This is a genomic window from Candidatus Zixiibacteriota bacterium, assembly GCA_036480375.1.
In the GTDB taxonomy this organism is placed as follows: Bacteria; Zixibacteria; MSB-5A5; order GN15; family JAAZOE01; genus JAZGGI01.
This window is the reverse complement of sequence record JAZGGI010000010.1, coordinates 14,494-36,046: the sequence shown is the minus strand read 5'-3', so window position 1 is coordinate 36,046 and position 21,553 is coordinate 14,494. Positions and strand designations below refer to the sequence as shown.

The 21,553-nt window shown below is 43.1% G+C and carries 22 protein-coding genes; 14 read left to right on the top strand and 8 right to left on the bottom strand.

Annotation, left to right across the window (positions count from 1 at the left end):
• Positions 1 to 580 precede the first annotated feature (580 nt).
• The 5 genes from V3V99_02250 to V3V99_02230 form a co-directional block, all read right to left on the bottom strand.
• Positions 581 to 1,237, bottom strand: a complete 657-nt coding sequence (locus tag V3V99_02250) for a hypothetical protein (protein ID MEE9441474.1) — start codon at positions 1,235 to 1,237, stop codon at positions 581 to 583.
• A gap of 781 nt (positions 1,238 to 2,018) precedes the next feature.
• Complete coding sequence (locus V3V99_02245) at positions 2,019 to 3,422, bottom strand: tryptophanase (protein ID MEE9441473.1); 1,404 nt, start codon at positions 3,420 to 3,422, stop codon at positions 2,019 to 2,021.
• Between the two features lie 43 nt (positions 3,423 to 3,465).
• Positions 3,466 to 4,473, bottom strand: a complete 1,008-nt coding sequence (locus V3V99_02240) for an asparaginase (GenBank protein MEE9441472.1) — start codon at positions 4,471 to 4,473, stop codon at positions 3,466 to 3,468.
• Positions 4,474 to 4,925: 452 nt separating this feature from the next.
• A complete protein-coding gene (locus V3V99_02235) occupies positions 4,926 to 5,207 on the bottom strand; it encodes a hypothetical protein (GenBank protein MEE9441471.1) in 282 nt (93 codons plus the stop codon).
• Entirely contained in the window at positions 5,204 to 5,905 is a 702-nt protein-coding gene (locus V3V99_02230) for a hypothetical protein (GenBank protein MEE9441470.1), read from the bottom strand. The genes V3V99_02235 and V3V99_02230 overlap by 4 nt, the downstream gene beginning before the upstream one ends.
• A gap of 145 nt (positions 5,906 to 6,050) precedes the next feature.
• Here V3V99_02230 and V3V99_02225 point away from each other — a divergent pair, with 145 nt between their 5' ends.
• The 14 genes from V3V99_02225 to V3V99_02160 all read left to right on the top strand — a co-directional run bounded on the left by V3V99_02225 (position 6,051) and on the right by V3V99_02160 (position 18,964).
• A complete protein-coding gene (locus tag V3V99_02225; GenBank protein ID MEE9441469.1) occupies positions 6,051 to 6,614 on the top strand; it encodes a hypothetical protein in 564 nt (187 codons plus the stop codon).
• 920 nt (positions 6,615 to 7,534) lie between these two features.
• Entirely contained in the window at positions 7,535 to 7,879 is a 345-nt protein-coding gene (locus tag V3V99_02220; GenBank protein MEE9441468.1) for an HIT domain-containing protein, read from the top strand.
• Between the two features lie 96 nt (positions 7,880 to 7,975).
• The gene (rpsU, locus tag V3V99_02215; GenBank protein ID MEE9441467.1) at positions 7,976 to 8,173 is read left to right on the top strand and encodes a 30S ribosomal protein S21; all 198 of its coding nucleotides are present in this window, start codon (positions 7,976 to 7,978) and stop codon (positions 8,171 to 8,173) included.
• A complete protein-coding gene (locus V3V99_02210; GenBank protein MEE9441466.1) occupies positions 8,174 to 8,626 on the top strand; it encodes a GatB/YqeY domain-containing protein in 453 nt (150 codons plus the stop codon).
• A gap of 93 nt (positions 8,627 to 8,719) precedes the next feature.
• Entirely contained in the window at positions 8,720 to 9,343 is a 624-nt protein-coding gene (locus tag V3V99_02205) for a CvpA family protein (GenBank protein ID MEE9441465.1), read from the top strand.
• 73 nt (positions 9,344 to 9,416) lie between these two features.
• Positions 9,417 to 11,804 (top strand): endonuclease MutS2, encoded by a 2,388-nt coding sequence (locus V3V99_02200; GenBank protein MEE9441464.1) that lies wholly within the window; start codon positions 9,417 to 9,419, stop codon positions 11,802 to 11,804.
• On the top strand, positions 11,804 to 13,534 hold the full coding sequence (dnaG, locus tag V3V99_02195) for a DNA primase (protein ID MEE9441463.1): 1,731 nt from the start codon (positions 11,804 to 11,806) through the stop codon (positions 13,532 to 13,534). The genes V3V99_02200 and dnaG overlap by 1 nt, the downstream gene beginning before the upstream one ends.
• A 58-nt stretch (positions 13,535 to 13,592) precedes the next feature.
• Positions 13,593 to 14,189 (top strand): ASCH domain-containing protein, encoded by a 597-nt coding sequence (locus V3V99_02190; GenBank protein ID MEE9441462.1) that lies wholly within the window; start codon positions 13,593 to 13,595, stop codon positions 14,187 to 14,189.
• A gap of 2 nt (positions 14,190 to 14,191) precedes the next feature.
• Positions 14,192 to 15,811 (top strand): DNA repair protein RecN, encoded by a 1,620-nt coding sequence (recN, locus tag V3V99_02185; GenBank protein ID MEE9441461.1) that lies wholly within the window; start codon positions 14,192 to 14,194, stop codon positions 15,809 to 15,811.
• Positions 15,812 to 16,057: 246 nt separating this feature from the next.
• A complete protein-coding gene (locus V3V99_02180) occupies positions 16,058 to 16,582 on the top strand; it encodes a sigma-70 family RNA polymerase sigma factor (protein ID MEE9441460.1) in 525 nt (174 codons plus the stop codon).
• Between the two features lie 6 nt (positions 16,583 to 16,588).
• Positions 16,589 to 17,035 carry a hypothetical protein gene (locus V3V99_02175; protein MEE9441459.1) on the top strand — a complete coding sequence of 149 codons (447 nt, stop codon included), beginning with the start codon at positions 16,589 to 16,591 and terminating at the stop codon, positions 17,033 to 17,035.
• Entirely contained in the window at positions 17,032 to 17,352 is a 321-nt protein-coding gene (locus V3V99_02170; protein ID MEE9441458.1) for a YbjQ family protein, read from the top strand. The genes V3V99_02175 and V3V99_02170 overlap by 4 nt, the downstream gene beginning before the upstream one ends.
• 52 nt (positions 17,353 to 17,404) lie before the next feature.
• On the top strand, positions 17,405 to 18,010 hold the full coding sequence (locus V3V99_02165) for a hypothetical protein (GenBank protein ID MEE9441457.1): 606 nt from the start codon (positions 17,405 to 17,407) through the stop codon (positions 18,008 to 18,010).
• A 498-nt stretch (positions 18,011 to 18,508) separates the two neighbouring features.
• A complete protein-coding gene (locus V3V99_02160) occupies positions 18,509 to 18,964 on the top strand; it encodes a DUF4440 domain-containing protein (GenBank protein ID MEE9441456.1) in 456 nt (151 codons plus the stop codon).
• Between the two features lie 3 nt (positions 18,965 to 18,967).
• Here the strand turns inward: V3V99_02160 and V3V99_02155 are convergent, their stop codons facing one another.
• The 3 genes from V3V99_02155 to V3V99_02145 all read right to left on the bottom strand — a co-directional run bounded on the left by V3V99_02155 (position 18,968) and on the right by V3V99_02145 (position 21,553).
• A complete protein-coding gene (locus V3V99_02155) occupies positions 18,968 to 19,486 on the bottom strand; it encodes a hypothetical protein (protein MEE9441455.1) in 519 nt (172 codons plus the stop codon).
• Between the two features lie 61 nt (positions 19,487 to 19,547).
• Positions 19,548 to 20,039, bottom strand: a complete 492-nt coding sequence (locus V3V99_02150) for a biotin/lipoyl-containing protein (protein MEE9441454.1) — start codon at positions 20,037 to 20,039, stop codon at positions 19,548 to 19,550.
• Positions 20,036 to 21,553, bottom strand: a complete 1,518-nt coding sequence (locus V3V99_02145; GenBank protein ID MEE9441453.1) for an acetyl-CoA carboxylase biotin carboxylase subunit — start codon at positions 21,551 to 21,553, stop codon at positions 20,036 to 20,038. Before V3V99_02145 ends, V3V99_02150 begins: the two co-directional genes overlap by 4 nt.

Sequence of the window (21,553 nt, the reverse complement as noted above, 5' to 3'; positions counted from 1 at the left end):
TATCCAACCGTAATCAAAGGGTGCAACATAAATTACTATTTCATTTTGCGGTCAAATCCTGACCCTAAATAAAAACTTCGTTTCAATTACCCTTTAACTAAGTTCGATAGTCACTCCTTTTATATTCCTGTTTGATCCCTTTATGCGTTATAAGTTAAACATTTAGGCCAAAATTGTCAAGCAGATTGGCGATTCATCCGAAAACATACACTGCAAAATTCCGGCCGGATTTTCACATAAATAATCAAACATCTCCTTTACTATGTCTCTCAATCATTTAACAACTCTGGCTCATGCAGGTTCCCTGAATTTCGTGCCATTTTTGCCGCGGGAAATGTGAAAACCATGAACTCGGTTTCACAATGTGCACAAATTTATTGGGTTTGAGCCGGGATCATTATACGAATTTCGCAACTTTTTGATGTTTGAAAGATTTTCAGCTTTCTTGAATGTTCCATTGTCAAGTTACTCTTAATACCGCTGGCAGTTATAATACTCGACAAAGATTTCAATCTGAGTTTTTAGGATATCCGATAACTATTGTAGTGTCGCATCATAACGCTAGTCCAAGTCTTTTCATTTAGAGAGATACATTGGCCTTGTTGAATTCCGGTGGGATTTTGCCCGGATTAAACGCGTCGATTTCTTGGAGCAGTGCATAGGACTTGTCCAAGAGATGCCGATTGTCACCTTTTGCCAAAGCGGCCAAGTACGGAATTACACCAATGCCAGAAATTATCTTGCGCACAAGCTTGAGATTATCATTATCCTGGAGTTCCTTGGGTACGTGGATATGCCAGGCGTTTTTCGATTCGCCGGTCAACATTTCTACGATATATGCTGAGCGCCACACTGGCCGCCAGCCTCGACGGCCATCTAGAAGCGTAACAACGGCTGTCAGGATCTTTTCAGGATCAATGTCCCTGGGTATCCAATCGCCCCAGAGCCCGTGCACTATAGAGCACACAAACATGAAGAGTCTTTCATTCTCCGACAGAGCAGTTATCTGGGCCTTGTGGAAAACCACCTTTTTGAAATCCTCATTCGATAGAAGATGCAGATGTTTCGATGAGAGAGTTGCTTCCTGCCAGTTATTGTAACAGTATGCAAAATTGGTCTTGGCCTCATTAAGAGCCTGTGCTCGTTTTGCTTTCTCGGGTTGCAAGCGTCTTATTGTTCCCCAAATGAATCCGCCAATGGCTATCAGCGCAGCAATTAAGCCCAGTGCCTCTACCATGACACGTCCTCCTCATATATATATCCGATGTTCGCTCCACAATACCGGTAAATGGCCCAATTTTCTTTTGAAGAGCCGGTTGCCCACTTTTGGGGGCGGATACTTTCAATCTACACTTGATTTGAATTTTCACGGTCTCAATTGTGAACATAAAAATAATCCCACTGTGCGATGGGGTCAAGAAAAAAAATGGGGTTGACGAAGATCGCCCTTAGTTTCCGGTAAAAGTGACATATTGCTGGGAAACGAGCGGCCGCAATTATACCCATAAAAAAAAGGACGGCTTCGCGACCAAAATAAAAAAAGCGGGATTGGCTATACGAATTCCGCAACTTTTTGGTTTATGAAGAACCTTCTGATACTCTGAATTTCGATTTGGCAAACGGCTAAAGAACATCGGATCCCTATCAAGAACACGGGCAATGCCAAATCTACAAACTACGTCTTGACTTCAGGTCCTCCATGTCCGGATTTGGCTGAAACGATACAGTGTGCTCAACTCAGAATACAACGCCCCCTCTAAACGACGTTTTACAAAACGTTTGGTCTCACCCTGAATTAAATACCAAATACTGTTGACTCCCAACCAACGATTCCGTAAATTCTTCTCTGTGAAGTTTAATTCACGCATGGGCATATCCTCCTCTAAAAAGTTATTAATTGGATATGCCCCTTTATTTTATGCCATGCAATACAATTTTACACAAAAGATTTTACAGAATATCAATGAATATCTTGACGAGATGAGAGTAACTCTATGCACCTTATAAATATACGGAAATTACAAAACTTTCGCGAAATCTTCCGTCATTTCTTTCAATACGCAGGTAAAATGACGCAGATATTTCGGCTCCTGTACAATCTTATATCCATGAAGTTTTTCTTTGGTCTTCACTATCTCTGCGGCAATATCAGCGACATACTCCAGATGGCTGGCCGTGTACATTCTTCGCGGAACGGCCAAACGCACTGATTCCTTTTTGGCCGTCAGCTTCTTACCGGTATTGGGATCTGCGCCGCCAAACATCAAAGAACCAATCTCAACGGCTCGAACTCCGCCTTTGCGGTAAAGCTCAACCGTCAAAGACTGTCCCGGAAAATGTTTCGGCGCGATATGCGGCAGCATCTTCCCTGCGTCAATAAAAACGGCATGCCCTCCGGTCGGCGTTATAATCGGCACGCCTGCCTGCGTCAGGATTTCTCCAAAATACGCGATCTGACCCGTTCGATATTCCAGGTAATCTTCATTCAATGCTTCTTTTAACCCTATGGCAATAGCTTCAAGGTCGCGGCCGCTGAGACCGCCATAAGTCGGGAATCCTTCAATTAATATCAATAATTCTTTCAACCGCCCGGCCAGCCCTTCATCATTGACGACCAGAAAACCTCCCATATTGGAAAGTCCGTCTTTTTTAGCCGACATCATGGCGCCATCGGCATACCCCAGCATTTCCTGGGCGATTGCTTTTATTGTATGATTTTTGAATTCCGGTTCGAATTTTTTAATAAAGAAAGCGTTTTCCGCGAATCGGGCGGCGTCGAAAAACATCGGAATTCCATAGCGGTCGCAAATCGAACGAACCTCGCGAATATTTTCCATCGAAACACCCAGGCCGCCTGCCGAATTATTGGTAATTGTAATAATCACAAGCGGAATTTTATCCGGCCCGACGCGCTTAATCAAATCTTCCAGAGCTTCCGTATCGAAATTACCCTTAAATCGAAAATCAGAATCATCTTTATCAATTTCCTCACAGGGTAAATCGAGCGGGATACCGCCTTTATGCATGGTATTGGCCCGGGTCGTATCGAAATGAGTATTATTGGGAACGTAATCGCCTTTTTTCAGAAGCGTGGAAAATAAAATATTCTCGGCCACTCTTCCCTGATGACAGGGGAGGACAAATTCTTTTTGAAAAATATCTTTAACGATTTCTTCAAAATGATACCAGTTGCGTCCGCAGGCGTAGGATTCATCGCCAACCATCAGACCGGCCCATTGATTTTGCGACAACGCTCCCGTTCCCGAGTCGGTCAACAGATCAATAAAAATATCCTCGGCCCGAATCTTGAAAATATTATACCCGGCCTCTTCAATCTTTTTTATCCGTTCCTTCTCAGACAGCAGACTAATCGGTTCGGTTACTTTTATACGAAAAGGCTCAATCGGTTTTTTTGTCATCATGCGTCCCTTTAATAATCCCATTCCGTCCTAATATATTGAAATTCTATACTCTTTTCAATTCGAAATCGGTAACAATTTTGCCGACTTCGAGATTTCGCCAATTGTAGACTTTGGGGTGCATGAACGGCTCCAGGTGAGTCATGTCCACGCCTTCGATCAATCCCAGTTGCCGCAATGCGTCGATCACTACTGGATACAATGCCCTGAAATTTCCATCCAGAATTTTTACGGCTATCCCTATTTTAGGCTCGCGGAATCCGACACCCTCAATTCCTTCGGCACCGATTTTATTGATCACATTTCCGGAGAATGTCCGGGCCAAAGCAAGATCGAATCGGCCTTCGCCTGACACCATTTCCGGATGTTTAGTCATAATAGCTTTCACCCGGCCCAGAATCGGCTCCAATTCTTTGACCTCGCATATCTGATTGGCCAGCGACATGTACGCCGTCGCCGCCTGCCGCAGAGGCATCCCGAACACCGGAGCGCTGCACCCGTCAATCCCGATTTTTATTTTCCCCGGAGGATAATCATAGGTTTTGCTGACGGCGCTTAGAACCAACTGTTGAGTTTTACTTTTTGGATTGATGTATTCTTTAATATCATCACCGATAAATTTCGACAAGGCCAGAAAACCGGCATGCTTGCCAGAACAATTATGCTGAAGCGGGCTGAATTTCTCGCCCTCTTTGACAGGAATATTCTGCATCGTCTGATACATCGGTTGATGAGTGCCGCATTGCAAAGCTGATTCATCGAGCCCAATCACATTAAGAATAGACCGCACAACTTCGACATGTTCCTCAGCCCCGATATGCGATCCGCACATAATCGCGATTTGTTTATCGGTAAAACCAAAATGGTCGGCCGCCCCGGTTTCAATCAGCGGAATAATCTGAAACGGTTTGGCTTCACTGCGGGCCTGCGTAAAAAACTCGGGATCGCCGACATAATGCGTCATTTCTTTTTTATCATTGACGACTATGACCGAACCATGATGAACCGATTCGATCCCCTCCCCCCGATAAACTTTCGCGACAACTTCATACATTGTATCAACCTTGGCCAAATAAATAACGTATTGCCGTGTTGTGTCAGGTCTTGATTTTGCGAAGCAAAATTGTGACCCGACACTTGATAACAATCCATTGCCGCCAATTAATTAATTTTATAGAAATTGACAAGTAGAATTAAAGACATTAATAAGTTAGATGAATGGCAGCGTCGAGGAATTTATAATTCCCAGACTCCTGCCAACTATGTGTAGCGACAACTCTCGAGTTGTCGTGGTTTCCTCGTACTTTTGATACACTGCGCGACAGCTGAAAAGGGATGACATCCCCGACAGCCAAAAAAAAAGCCTTTGCCTGTCATCTCTGAGAGTTTTCCCATTTTTGACGGGAGAACGAGTCGGGAATCCAGTCGTAGGGATGGAGCCCATCGGGCTCCAGCCAAATGCCTTGTAGCGACAATCCTCGTATTTTCCCACAGCAAGACTGTGGGCTACCGGGCCGCCTTGTTATTTCTTGATTTAGCTATCAATGTGCCGCCAGTAGTCAGTAAAATGATTGTAATAAATTGAAATGCCATCAATCGAAAATCGATGATTGGCGGCTCATAATCAATAACATGATAATCTGGTGCAGAAAAGACAAACGAGTACTCAAGGATAATTCCGCTGTGAATCCTCTTTGGTTCACTACGCCAGCACGGAAACAAAAAAGTAAGCAGAATCAAAACCATTCCAATGCCTATTATAATTCGCTGATAGAGATTAAATTTCATCTCCCCTCCCGGATATTGTGGCTTGGATTTATACCATTCCATACTTTATTAAAGTCTATAGAATTTAACCTATATATCGACCAGTCTTTGAAGCCGTACTGGATATCCCAATAAAAATCAAGTGTGTATTTATTCTTCGCTTTATGTGGATAATCTTCCCAAGTATAGAAAATAGATAAATTAATATAATTCACCGTGTTCTCGCAAAGGGTTATCCTTGCTTTTTGGGCCAAAGTGTCCCCAGGTGAAATAAAATACCCGCTCGGCAAGCCACGATTATGAGAATATTCATTACAATAAACTATCCGCAGAAAAATAGAATCAATAGTAGCAAAAGAAATCCCGACGTTTTTAATATTGAAATTTATGTCCGCACTGATAAAACTATCGAAGTCATCTAGTTTATCTGCCCGAATAATCTTAAAATAACTATCAACTGTTGGGTAAACATTTAGTCGAGGTCGCATAGAATACCAAATCGCATCGTTTTGTTTTTTAACCTCTTCCAATTGTTGATAAAGAAAGATCAACGAAAAACCGGCAGCTCCTGCTGCTATTAGAGCGGCAATTACTGTAATTAGCCTAAATGTATGATCCCATTTTTTGCCAATTCTATTTGAATCATCGTGATTACACTCGACCTTGATAATTGGGCGCTGTTTAGAACGTGAAGATTTCTTGAAACGGAAATAGCTCATCTCCCCTCCCATAGATAAGTTTATGAATTATAGTGTGAGGCGCCGCGGATAGCAAGAGAATAAAATCGCTTGACGGCTATTACTTTCATGTTTAACATCAGTTTATCATTAATCAAGAAAAATCGCAAAAACGGGAGGTATCACAATGCCCACATTTGAATATAACCTGTATTACGTTTTGCTGGAGGCAATAAAAATCCTGGGACCTGCTGCAGGAGCCGCAATCGTAGCAATCATGGTGAGCCGCTATCATTTAAAAACAAAAGTGATAGAATTGGCTGGCACTGAAAGAGCTAAAGGAAAAGAATTGTTATTTGAAATGTACAAAGAAAGGTACGATAGAAACATCAAAGGACTTCAAGAATTTATCACCGCAATTTACAGCTGTCAGGCCAAAATCATAATCGCAAAAAATGAGGAAGAAATTAATGACGATAAGGAGGGCGCAAAATTGCTACTTAAAGACATTAAATCGATCTTCCCACACCCAGAAACAATAATTAGCGAACCTGAAATAGAGTCCATGCCGGAAAAGGAAAAGATTTGCTTTATTGATCAACTTAAAAAGTTCAATGAAATGGAGTTTGAAGATATGAAAACAAGTAAAGAGTTTTTAGAGGCTTTGGACCTTTCTAAGAACATCAGCTTTACGTTACTCAAAGTGTCACAAGATGCATTAGACACAAAGATCAAAGAAATATTTTCTTAAACTAAAAATTTATAAAGTCATAGAGCAGTGCAAATTATCCAGCTTTCTTCTCTGTCCAGGTGTGCTAAGAATGGATAATTGACGTTGCTAATCACCCTGTAACTCATTGTGATACAATAGATATAATGGATCTGCCAGGTGCCTCAAGTCTTCAGACTTGACCGCCAGCCCGTCCGAAAAATAAGCATAGAATTTTTTTGGATGGATCGGTGGCCCACTGCAACTTGTTGCGGTGGGTTCCCGCAAAGAGCATCCACGATTACCCATCAAATCCACCACTGTTTCCGAAATCATCCCCATTTTATAGGATGAAGACTAATAATTCACATAGCGGATTCAGGGCGAGATCAACGTGGATGATATAGAATTTACGAAGTACTAAAAAGGACAAAACGAACCCAATTCGCTGTAACCCATACGAACACATTCATATATGAGGATTTTTCAGAAATGCAATTGTGGATAACTTCTCTGGATTCCCGTAACGATCCCCGCAGGAAAGACAAAGAAAACATTAAGGTAGAATAAGATAAATGACTAATTTCTTGACAAAAGTTCAGATCATCTGCGCGACAGCCAAAAAGGGATGACATCCCCCTCGCCTTTCGGAATCACCACCGAGTTGATATGACTCAAAACGTTAATCTGAGGAAACAAACCCATTTTTTATATCAATACTGTAAGGAGTAATCCTGCCAAATGTTTTTATCTATTGGCAATAAAACCAGATAGACCGCGCGACAGCCGAAAAGGGATGACATCCCCTTTTGCCTGTCGGAATCACCATCGAGTTGATATGACTCAAAACGTTAATCTGAGGAAACAAACCCATTTTCCGAAGCTTTTGCCTGCATTTCTCGTTAATAGTTGACACATAGCACATGAAATCCGTATTTATGGCGTCAAAGACGAAAGATTGTATGGATTGTATATTTTGCGAAATAATCGATAAAAACTCCCCTGCTCGTATTGTCTTTGAAAACGAACGAGTAATCATATTTCATGATTATCGTCCACAGGCCAATATTCATCTTTTGGTCTGTCCCAAAAAGCACTACCCAACCTTCATGGACGCGCCTAATGAGGAGATCGCCTATTTATATAAGGTTTGCCGAAAAATGGCCGAATATTTGAAGGTGGAGAATGGGTTCAGGATGACAATTAACAACGGCCCTCGGGGGGGACAAATTGTTTATCATCTTCACGTGCACTTTCTGTCGTGGTTAAAGGATTTGAAAGAAGAAACAATTGAGCTTGATTTGTAATAATTTTGAGTTGACTAATAAAAAAAATAGAGTATCTTCACGGAGGAAATTTATATCTATAACCTTAATACGTTTTGAAGGGAGTGATATCTAAGAATGACAGGCGTTAAGGTTCGCGATGACGAATCATTTGAAAAAGCCCTGCGGAGATTCAACAAGTTTTGCGAAAAGATGGGAATTCTGTCCGATATTAAAAAGCATCAGCATTTCGAAAAACCGTCCGAACGTAAAAAACGGAAGCGCAATGCGGCCAAGAGAAAAATGCGTAAGCTTATGAAGGAGAACCAGGACTAAATGTCTCTCCAAAAACGTATTGACGAAGATGTAATTAAGGCCCTTAAGAGCGGCGAAAAAGACACCGTGACGACTCTTAGGGGCCTTAATTCTGATATAAAATATTATCGCATCGACAATCAGATCGAAGAACTCAAAGATGACGATATCATCAAAGTTTTATCATCCGCCGCCAAACAGCGGCGTGACTCGATTGAGAAATTTCAACAGGGCGGCCGTGATGATCTGGTAGAAAAAGAAAAGGCCGAACTGAATCTTATTACGACCTACCTTCCGGAGCAGCTATCGCCGGAAGAAATTAAAAAGCTTGTCGTCGAGGTCATCGAGGAGACCGAGGCGACCGGTATGTCCGATATGGGTAAAGTCATGAAAACGGTCATGCCCAAAACCAAAGGCCGGGCCGACGGAAAAGCTATTAAAGAAATCGTTTCACGCCTTCTGTATCAAGCCTGATTATGCCCTCCAAAAAAAATCCATTTTTTTATTGCCTCTATTTTTCAATTTCGCCATTTTTCGTCATCAACCGTATAAAGGATTGGCGGATATATGAATATTGTTGACTATATATTGCTGGGACTATTGGTGGCCATGATTATCGTCGGCTCCAAAAAAGGCTTGCTCAGGGAGTTGACAGCTTTCTTCACTTTAATCCCCGCGGTTATCGTCTCGATCAATTTTATGGATACTTTTTCCGTGGCGGTTTATGAGAAAATCGGCGGTTCACCGATGGTCGTCGCGTTCCTGAGTTTTATCCTGCTTTTGGGAATTGCTTATGCCGTATTTAAACTAATTGGCATCGGCATTGCCAAAATTGTTAATATTCAGCGCAAAGGCAAAAAAGATCAAATGGGTGGAGCCTTTATCGGATTCGCCCGCGGTTGGATACTTATTTCATTCATTTTTTTCCTGCTTTTCCTGCTGCCAATGCCGGCCACTTTTTATCTCGTTGTGGAGGATTCATTGTTCGGTCCTACTCTTATTAAAACCATCCCAACTATATATGAGACCAGCAGTGCCCTGCATCCCAACAATCCATCGTTCTACAAAAAGATTGAATCGACTCTGATGCTAAAAAATTCCAAATTGCGGCCAACCGGCGATGCCCGTGCGGAAGTCGAGCTTGTTCTTCTGCAAATAGAGAGATTTTTCAGCTCAGCCACAACGCCCTGATTGAAATTATTGGCAATATTCCAAATATTTTGTATGTTACCGGCGGTTTGAATAAAATCGCCGGATTTTTTTTATGCGGGAAATTGATGCCCATACAATCAAAGTCCTCGAATTCCCAAAGATCACGGAATTAATTCGAGGCTTGACCCTATCTCCTTTCGGTCAAATACGCGCCGAAAACTTGCGGCCGTTATTTGACCGGGATGAAATAATCCTGCGCTTGCGGCAGTCTTCACAAATGAGGGAAATTATCCGCTTTGAAGAAGCTATCCCTCTTATTCGCATTGAAGACATTACAGAGTTGATTGAAAAATCGCGCGTCGAAGGCCTGAATCTCGAACCCAAATCTCTGCTCCGGATAAAACTTTTCCTCGACACTGTGTGCGATCTGGTCATATACGGCAAGGCCGAGGATCGCAATGAGAAATTTCCCGATATTGTTAACATTATTAAAGAATTTCATCCCAAGCGCGAAATCGCCGCGGCCATTGGAAAGGCAATCGATTCCTCCGGGGAAATTCTTGACAAGGCGTCAAGCGCTCTGGCTAAAATCAGAAGAGACATTAACGATTCCGCAGCCAAAATAAAAAATCATCTAAATAAAATCCTGTCGAGCAGGAAAAAGCATACCGGCTGGCAGGATGATGTCATCACTATTCGCGACGGACGCTTTGTTATTCCCGTCTTATCTTCGGATTTTAAGCAGACCAAAGGAATCATACATGATAAATCCCACAGTGGCGCGACTCTCTATGTCGAACCCGACTCAGCGATTCCGATAAATAATAAGCTTCGTCAATTGCAACAGGATGAAAAAATAGAAATCAGCCGAATACTTCGAGAGCTCACGGCCATGGTGGGCCAATCAGCGGAGGATATCGCCTGCGATATTGACATTTACGGAAGACTCGATTTCATTCATGCCTGCGCCGGATTTGCCTTGAAAATTGAAAGTGATTCTCCCGATATATTCGATCAGGGCGAGCTAAACTTGATCGACGCCCGGCATCCCCTTTTAATTTATACCGCCGAATCGAGTGATGATATCATCCCCTTAAGCATCACGCTTGATAAGGATAATCAGGGCATATTAATGACTGGCCCGAATACCGGAGGTAAAACCGTAGCCATAAAAACTATCGGTCTTTTGACCTTGATGGCCATGTCCGGTCTGGAAATCCCGGCCAATCCCAAAAGCCAAATCGGAATTTACGGCAAAATTTTCGCCGATATCGGCGATGAACAATCACTCGAACTTTCGCTTTCGACTTTTTCCTCGCATATCCGAAACATTATCGCTGCCATAAATGAAGCCGATAAAAACACGCTGGTTTTGTTTGATGAAATCGGAGCCGGAACCGATCCCAAAGAAGGCGCCGCTCTTGCCGAAGTAATTATTCTGACTCTATTGGAACTTGGATGCAATATTCTGGCGACAACCCATTATTCACAATTGAAAACTTTGCCTCTGGAATATCCAGGCCTTATAAATGCCTCTCTTGAGTTTGATCGAAAAAACCTGAAACCGACCTTCAGATTGAAATTAGGTATTCCCGGTGCCAGTTATGCCATTGATATCGCCCGACGCCTGGGGCTCCCCGATGAAATGGCCGACAAATCCGCGGAGCTACTGGGAACTCGAACGCGCTCCCTCGATAAACTAATAGAAAAACTCGACACCGACCTGGAGCATGTTCGCAAAGAAAGAGCCGAACTTGATGAGCGTCTCGCTAAGGCCAAAATTCTCGAAGAATATTATCTCGCCAGAAAAAACCATCTCGATGATAAGGAAAAAGAATTTGCCGAAAAGCAAATTAAGGAACTTGAAAAGCAGATTGAAAACGGCCGTCGGGAAATCGACAAATTAGTCAAAAGCATTCGCGAATCTCAGGCCGATTCTAAGCAGGTTAAAAAATCACATAAATTCCTGAAAAATCGCTCAAAAGAAATCGCGGACCAAAAACAAAAATTAAGGTCGAAAAAACTTCAGGACGCCAAAATCCTCTCCCCCGGTGAAACCGTCTGGATTGATAAATTCAATACCGAAGGAGAAGTGATCGAAATGCTCGACCACAAACGGGCCAAAGTCATAATCGGCAACGCAACCATGATTGTCGATACCATTGATGTCACTCGTCAGAATAAAAACTCCGACGACCCGAAGAAAAAGAAAGTAAAACCATACGGGCTGGTCAACGCTTCGGTAAAAAGCGATTTTCGTCCTGAAATCATGCTGCGGGGAATGACTGTCGAAGAAGCCCTGGAATCACTCGATAAATTCCTCGACGACGCGATAATCGCCGGGTTGGCACAGGTTTATATAATTCACGGCAAGGGCACCGGTATCCTTCGAAAAAACCTGACGGCCTATCTAAATAACCACAGCGCTGTCGAATCTTTGCGTATAGGTAATTGGAATGAGGGCGGGCATGGAGTCACCATCGCCCGACTAAAAACATAATGGCAGCACGTATTCCTGAAAATAAAATCGATGAAGTCCGCATGGCGGCTGACATTGCGGAGGTGTTATCCGGATACCTTCCCTTGAAGAAGCGCGGCCGAAATTTCATGGCTCTTTGCCCCTTTCACGATGAAAAAACGCCGTCTTTTTCGGTCTCACCCGAAAAACAAATTTTCCATTGCTTCGGGTGCGGCAAAGGCGGCAACGTCTTTACGTTTTTGATGGAGCATGAAAATCTGAGCTTTATCGAGGCCATTAAGCTATTGGCTGACCGTTACGGAGTCGTGCTTCCCAAATACGAAAAAGAAAAAGATACCCGCACCGAACGACTGCTCTATGCCAATCAAACTGCGGCGGAGTATTTTCAGTCCAACCTCTCCGATTCCAGATATAAGCAAAAAATCGAGAATTATTTATATGATGTCAGGGGACTCGAAAAATCAACGATTGATAAATTCCAAATTGGCCTGGCCACCGACGACTGGCAGGGTCTCGTTGATTATGCCCGGAAAAAAGACATAAAACCTGAAGAACTGGCCGAAGCGGGCCTGGCCTCAAAATCGGATAAAACCGGCGAATATTACGACCGATTCCGCATACGTCTGATGATTCCCATTTTTGATATCACCGGAAAAATCGTCGCTTTCGGAGGACGCGCTCTCAAAAAAGGTGAATCAGCCAAATACATCAATTCCCCGGAAACTCCACTTTACAATAAATCATTCATCTTGTACGGACTGAATTTCGCCAAACAGGCCATACGGGAATCCGGCTCGGCAATTTTGGTCGAAGGTTATTTTGATCTTATCGCTTTGCATCAGGCTGGAATTGAGAACGTCATTGCCGTTTCGGGTACTTCGTTTACTCCACAACAGGCGCGATTGATACATCGATATGCTTCAAAAGCATATATTTTTTTTGATGCTGATGTAGCTGGGCGAAGCGCCGCATTGCGTTCAATTGAAAATTTCTATAATGCCGACATTGAACCGCTAATTGTATCAACTCCACCCAAATTTGATCCTGATACATTTGTGCGAAATAATGGAGCAGAGGCTGTTCAGAAGCTAATTCAAAATCATGAAAATTACATATTGTTTCGCTTTGGAGATGCCAAATCACATGACTTTTCCAGTAGAGAAAAGGAAAGGATCGCAAAAGCAATAAAATCATTGGCTTCAAAGATAAATGACCCATTAAAGCGTGATATCCTAATAGCTTCGGCTGCAGAAAGACTAAATCTCAAAATTTCATCATTGAGATCCACTACTCCACGTGATACAAATCAGATACCTCTTGAATCAACCAGAAACATCAACATTCTCGAATCCGAACTGCTGTCCCTATGCGTCAATCACCCTCCTCTAATAGAGCTTATCTGGAACGATATCTCTCCCAATGATTTTTCCGGTCCCGGTCACGGCGATATTTACGCTAATATGTTGGAAGCCTACAAAAGGACCGGGGAAATAAATCCTGATAAAATGATTGAATCTATAAAAGACCCATCCCTGGTTTCGGGGCTGGCCTTTATTTCAACTTTAGATTGGGGCGATATCGATCTGACTGGCGTGGTCAAAGAATACCGGCAAATGCTGTTAAATCAGAAACGAAATCGTCAGATTACTCAATTAAAAGAACAACTCGCCGCCGCTGAGGAAAAAGGAGACCGTGAATTATCAATAAAATTAACGACCGAAATAAATTATCTGCTTGAAAAGAAGGTTTAAATCCGTTTTATTATTGCCTGTAATTCAGGTCATGTAAATTTTTTATTCGAGGTACTAAATGCTGCTATTTAAGAAAGAAGAATTTGATGATATAAGGCTCGGGAGAATTACCGTAACATTTCGCGATTGGGATAAACTTCGGATCGAAGCCGGAAAAGAATACAAATCATTCGGACTCGGATATGTTCGCATTGAGGAAGTCGATTATGTCGATTTCAAGAAAATTCTCGATGAGGATTTGGAGGCCGCCGGCTTTTATGATCTGGACGAATTTAAAAAGGCCTTCCGCAAACGTAATCCCGGATTCAATTTCGGTTCCGGACGACTAATTCGGATAAAATTCACCTACCTGGGGTCGGAAGATCGTACTGCCGGAGGCGTTAAACCCGCCGAACGTGACATGATAAAAATTATGGAACGCCTGGTGGAAATAGACGTCCTCTCCGATGTCGATGTGAAATCGGATGATCTCCTCGAATTTCTGGATATCGAAAAAGCCCAAAACTCGGTATCCATCGCTAAGCAATTTAATATATCCCGAAATGACGTTATGAAGCGGATGACCGCCCTTAAAAACGAAGGATTGATCAACTCTCGGCGCGACGGTTATACCATATCCATTCGCGGAAAAGCGTATTTAGACAGTCAAATTTAACTTTGCTAAAAAAACTTTATATCAAAAACTATGCCCTGGTTGACGAAATCGAAATCGATTTCAAACCGGGGCTTACTGTCTTGACCGGTGAAACCGGGGCCGGCAAATCGGTCATCATCGGCGGTCTCAGACTCGCCCTGGGCGGTCGAGCCGACAAAGATTTAATACGCCACGGCACAAAAAAATCTACAGCCCATGCCGTTTTTAATTCAGACTCGAAATCTTTTAAGAAAATAAAAGCCGACTCCGAAATTGCGTTTAGTCGCGAAGTATCCACAACCGGATCATCACGAGCCTATATCAATGAGACAATTACGAATCTGAATACAATACATGAAACCGTTAATAATCTGTGTGAATTACATTCACAACAAGACCAGCGTGGACTTCTTGAGCAGGAACGACATCTATTCTTTATTGATAGCTATGCCGGATTGAATACAAAAGTTGAAAAGCTATTGCAATTATTCGACTCTTATATTTCACTAGAAAAGAGATTGAAAAATACGCAGGAAAACGCTCAAGCGGTTCGTGAAAAATTGGAATTAATAAATTTTCAAATTGACGAGCTGACCGAATCCAATCTTCGAATCGGCGAAGAAACCGAATTGGAAATTGAAAAAAAGAGACTTGAATCAGTTCAAACGCTTCTGGAAACGGCTCAGACGCTAATCGACTCTCTCAGCGAAAACGACAATTCAATCATCTCAGTCCTCTCCAGACTTGAATCTCGTCTCAACGATGCCGCCGGTATTGACGAGAGGCTTTCTGAAGAAGCCAAACTGCTTTCCGAGAGCCGCATAAATCTTAACGAACTGACTCGAAATATCGAATCATATTTCTCTCGTCTTGACGATAATCCTCAACGTCTTGACGATATCAACGCCCGCCTTGCTGAACTATATCGTCTTAAGAAAAAATACAAAACCGATGAGGCCGGATTGATCGATTTGCTATCCAATTTGCGAGACCAAAGCCTGTCATCGACGGATATTCAATCTCTAATTGCCGAGTTAAAAGATAAACTTGCCGAAGCCCGCAGGGAATATTATGAGTTGGCTCTTGAAATTTCAAAAAAACGCCGTAAAGCCGCGACTACATTTGAGAAGAAAATCATAAAACAACTCAACGACCTGGCTATCGAAGACGCTCAGCTCAAAATCGATTTTACTTCCGAAGGCGATGAAAGCGGTTTTGAAGTTAATGGAAAAATGTTAAAAGCCAATAATTGCGGTTTTGAAACAGCGGAATTCCTGATTTCGACCAATCCAAAAGAACCCTTACGGCCTCTATCAAAAATCGCATCGGGAGGAGAAATCTCACGAATTATGCTGGCGATTCTGACCGTAATCGCCGGGAAATACAAACTTCCGACTATTGTCTTTGACGAAATCGATACCGGTATCGGCGGCCAAACTGCTAATAAACTTGCCGAAAAACTAAAAGAACTCTCCAAAAATCACCAGGTAATCACAATCAGTCACCTCCCCCCTGTAGCCTCCCGAGCCGACAACCACCTCGCCGTAAGCAAAAAAACGGTACAAGGCCGCAACATAATCGATGTAAAATCTCTCACCCCCGCGGAAATTAAAAAAGAGATTAAGCGAATGCGGGGCGCTTGAGCAATCGGGATCCGTTTCCTCTATATTCATATTCTATTGGCCATTTAGAGTTGAACAAACTATGAGTTTTTATTTCATTTAGGACGCTCTGGTTTTATATTCAATTTATTCAATAAGGCAAAACAAATTAGTAAAATAGCGCCAAAAATTAATTTAATTTGGGGGCGTTTAAGTTAAATAAATTTTGAATAATCTATAATCGGCCGGGTATATCTTTTAGAAATGAACTTGGATGACAACAAAATAATGGCTCAGCTTAAGAAAGGCAAAACCAAGGCTTTGGCTGGGCTGGTGGAAAGGTACAAAAAACAGGCCTATTTTCTGGCTCTGGGTATGGTCGGCAATTCCGATGATGCCTACGATGTTTCTCAGGAGGCGTTTCTTCGCGTGTATAACTCGGCATCGACATTTGACGAATCCCAAAGTTTCTTCCCCTGGTTTTATTCCATCGTTACCAATCTATGTCGAAACGTTCTCCGCAAAAGACAGGTCGTCGCCGCACGCACGGTTGATCTTGCCGACGTTGAGTATATGCTCACCGACCGCGAAACCCCGGAATCCGATTATCTCGATAACGAGCAAAAACGGCAATTGTATGCGGCCGTGATGAACTTGAATTTCGCCGACCGGGAAATTATCAATCTCAATCATTTTCGCATGATGAGCTACGATGAGATTTCCAATCTGCTGGGCATCCCCAGGGGGACGGTGATGTCTCGCCTGTATTACGCCAGAAAACGCCTGGCCGAACTTTTGGAAGAAGAGGTATAACCAATTATGAACCGGGATGATATGAAAATTTTGCTGGCAGGGTATCAGGATGGGGAGCTTGACCCGGAGCAGCTTGAGCTGGTTAAAAAGAAACTGGCCGAATCGCCCGAATGGCGCGATGAACTTGCCCGGTTGCAAAAAATCAGGGAGGTAACCGACAAAGTGACGTACAAAGATTTACCGCTGGAAGTCTGGGAGGGGTACTGGCAAAACCTGTATCGCCGCTTCGAACGCGGCGTGGGGTGGATTTTTACTTCCCTCGGAGCGATGATTCTCCTCGGCTGCGGAGGATTTTACCTCGTGCGCGATTATTTTCTGGATCCGGCCGTCGATTTACTTCCCAAATTCGGAGTCGGGGCATTGATAATCGGAGGCATTGTTCTTTTAGTTTCTGTTGCGCGCGAGCGATTGTTTGCCTATAATCAAGACAGGTATAAGGAGGTTAAGCGATGATTCTTGCGACATCAGACGATATTCATGGGAAAAAAATAATCAAAGTCCTGGGGTTGGTTAAAGGCAACACTATTCGCGCCCGTCACGTCGGTCGCGATATCCTGGCCGTCTTTCGCGGCATGATCGGTGGTGAAATATCCGAATACACAAAAATGATCGCTGAGTCACGCGAGCAGGCTTTGGATCGCATGGTCGCCGAGGGGGAAAAACTGGGCGCTAACGCAATTGTAACACTGCGCTTCACGACATCCTCAATGATGCAGGGCGCCGCCGAATTGTTATGCTACGGCACCGCTGTAGTTGTTGAAGATGAGTAGTAAACAGTAATTTTGTCCTTTATACTTTGACATCATAATGCGAAGAGGAAACATGAAATACTTTGCAATCTGTTTTTTGATCTTGTCAATTATTTTTTCAATTTCTAATGCCACTGAATACCATTCAGAAAAAGGCCACTTCATAATTACATATGACGATAATTGGACACCAATAACTGAAACGAGCATTGAACCTCTGGCTGAAGATTCGAGTAATACGCGAGTTTTGCCTGAAATAGAATTAAGCCTTGCGCTAAAATCTAATTCTATTTTCCAACTACCGATTTGTATAATCTCCACAGCTTACGGAATTACTGATTCTATTATCCCCGTTAGATTGGATATGACAATTTTAAGCTCAAAAAACCAAAAAGATACACTTAGATCTTTCGAGACTATCAAAGTCGAAGAGCCAATATACGACACCTTGAATAATTGCAAAATATCTAAATCAATTATTCAAGCCAGCGATTTTCCCATAGGTACAGTACTATATTCATATGCTTTTTTTGGCAATAACTTTCTTGTACACCTCTCGTTTAGCTGCGGAGAAACATTGTTTAATTTATACAAGCCTGAATTTGACAAACTGGCAAATTCATTTGTTTTCGATACAGATGTTAATCCCGCTCCCCAAGATACATCCAAAGCAGATTGACTTTTGTATGCGGCAGATACCCAAATCATCCCCCAAAAATGGGTTTGTTTCCTCAGATTAACGTTTTTGGTCATATCAAATCGATGGTGATTCGGGCAAAAGCCCGTTTCCAGCTGTCGCGCGGTTTATCTGAATTTTTGCCAAAAAACTTGTCATTTCTATTGCTCGGCCTTTATGCATAATCCCGCCCGGCTGGTGCCTGCAGGCAAGTGTTAACAGTCCACCTATCATTCCTGAGAGTCTCCCCGTGATACGGGGAGACGAATCGGGAATCCATGCAGCGTTGTTACAAATCCGGCAATAGCCAGACATTGATAATTTGTATTCATGCCATATAATATGTCGAAATCATAAAAAGCGTCGGATTTGATGGATAATTGTATTTGCGGTTTTTGATTCGCGATGAATTAATCTTGATTTCTGCCTAAATATCAGCGTATTTTATTCAAATACAAATATGCCAGAGGTAAGGTTAATTTCAATTCAAAGGGGCATCTCATGAAATATTTATATGTCTTAATTTTGGTTTTAATCGCATCTGTCAGTTTTGCTGACGATAAGAACATTGCTGATAAAGAACAGTTAATGATTGTCGATCAGGAATTTTCTCAAATGTCGGTCGATAGCGGAATCGGTTACGCGTTTGATTTTTACATGGCCGACAGCGCGACTGTTTTAACTGAAGGAAGTCTTCCCATAACAGGACGGGACGCCATTAATGCCATGTACGACAGTTTGCCTGAAGGGGCACGGCTCACGTGGGAACCGATATTCGCCGATATTGCCGCATCGGACGATTTGGGTTATACGATCGGAAGCTGGACCTATTCAGTTTCCGAAACTGCCGGAACGATGAGTACCGCCAGCGGATATTATATAACGATCTGGAAACGCCAGGATGACGGAAGCTGGAAATACGTCTTCGACACCGGCACCGACGGCCCGAAGGAGTAGTAATTAATCTTCCCGATTAATCATTTGGCTGTAGCCTCTCAGGCTCCGCCCATGCAATCCTTGGGAATTTTTGGGAACAAACATTTCCCTTAACTCAGGATTGCGGATATTAAGAAGCATTACAATAATTCCTGCATCAATGAATAATGATGTTAACACGGCAAAACTCTGAGTGATAAGCGCTGAAGACGCAGACACACCCGCATCGCTCTGGTTAAATATAAAATCAAGTAAATAGATGTTGATCAGGATTAATGCAAGCCAACATACAATTTCGATAACTGCTCTGCTCAAATAATTCTTTCTCAAAAATAGAATTGCCGAAATAAAAACAAAAGGAGATGAAATAAAAATTATAAGAGTATAAATACCTAATGTAGCACCATCTTCTCGTAAAGAAGCATACATAACAAAATTAAATAATCCCAAAAAAAACAGAACTATACTTGAAATAACCCAGAACCAGCCAATAAATGGAATAGATTCATTGGGCCTTAGTTTTATACCAAACTTTGTTTTCACTCTCTACTCCCTTATCATGACCATGTTTCGTACTGAATTTTTTAGGCTCCACCAATAAATATTACTCCACCAACTCCAATTCAATCAACGGTGTATCCGTGTCAACCTGGTCGCCGATGGAAAAATTGACGGCGGAGACTTTGGCTTTGGCTCTGGCGATACAGATATGTTCCATCTTCATCGCCTCGACGATGATAAGCTGGTCTTTCTTCTCAACCTCATCACCGACCTTGACCATGACTTTGACGACCTTGCCGGGCATCGGAGCGAAAACTTTTGAAGGATCGGTCAGCTCTCCCCCGGCGCCGCCTATCCCATTTTCTTCGGATGGAATCGTGAATTCGAATAATGTCCCGTCGATATCGACAAAGGTTTTATTGCCGGATGTGACGGCAAAGATTTCTTTTGACGCACCGGCGTTCTGGATAAATATCCGTCCGTCGGGAGTATAATTTATATCGATTGTATTTTGTGAGTCGGCAAAAACGGCTTTGTTGCCGTCTTTGAGTTCAACCGTTTTGGTTTCGCCATTATGTATAAATTCGTATATCACTTAATTTTCTCTCCCAGTCGCCAGGGGCCGATTGAAAGCCACGGGTTGTAGTCTTTTCTCGATTGCCGATTACTTCCAAAAGCTACTTTTTGTCCGCCGTTCGCATTTATAACAGCCGCGGCGGCAAGGGCCAATTCGATATTATCCGCGCCGTCATCGGACCAGTCGGCGAAGTTTTTATCGATAAAATCAGTGTAAGTCTCCCCTGACTTATATTTCTCGTGTGCAACAATATCCGCGAGATATTTAATGGATTGCTTTATGCCCAGTATCTTGTATTCTCTCAAGGCTTTTATCATTCGAGCAATAGCCATATCGCGATCTTCGCCCCAGACAATCAGTTTGGCCATAATCGGATCATAGTCGATTCCGATTTCGCTGTCCTGACGAACACCCGAATCAACCCGCACACCCGGCCCGGTCGGTTCGCGGTACAAAAGTATTTTGCCAATCGATGGCATAAAATTATTCCCAGCATCTTCGGCATAAATTCGGCATTCGATAGCATGACCCCGCTGCGACAGATTCTTGAATTTGTCCGAAAGCGGAAATCCGGACGCTACTTTGATCTGTTCGGCCACCAGATCGACTCCGACGACTTCTTCGGTAACGGGATGTTCGACCTGGATGCGAGTATTCATTTCCAGAAAATAAAACTTGCCGTTCTTATCGAGCAAAAATTCAACCGTGCCGGCATTGACATAACCACAGGCTTTGGTGACGGCAACGGCGGCCTCGCCCATCTTCTTGCGAAGTTTAGGCGTGACGGCAACTGACGGCGTTTCTTCAATAATTTTCTGATGCCGGCGTTGGATTGAACATTCCCGCTCGAAAACATGGATAGCATTACCGTGCGAGTCGGCGAAAACCTGAAATTCGATATGTCGGGGATCGACGATATATTTTTCGAGATAGACGGTATCATCATCAAAGGCGGATTTGGCTTCGCGTTTGGCTCCGTCGATGGCGGTTTCCAAATCGACCGGATCATTGACGACTCGCATACCCTTGCCGCCCCCTCCGGCTGCGGCCTTTATGAGAACGGGGTATCCGGATTCGTCGGCGACTTTTTTGAATTCATCGAGACTATTACCGGCGCTTTTCATGCCCGGAATCAAAGGCACTCCGGCCCCGGCCATTTTCTTGCGCGACTCGATCTTGTTACCCATCAAAAGAATGGCATCCGGCGGCGGGCCGATAAATACGAATCCGTTATCGAGGCAAGCCTGGGCGAAATTGCAATTTTCTGCCAGAAAACCGTAACCGGGATGAATCGCATCCGCGCCGGATAATTTGGCGGCTTCGATAATTTTATCGACATTCAAATACGATTCGAGCGGAGGAGGAGGTCCGATTTCGCAGGCTTCATCGCCCATCAATGTATGGACGGCGTATTTATCTGCTGTGGAATAAACGGAAACGGTTTTTATATTGAGCGTTTGGCAGGCGCGAAGCACGCGCACGGCGATCTCGCCACGATTGGCGACAAGGATTTTATTAAACAGTTTTGGCAT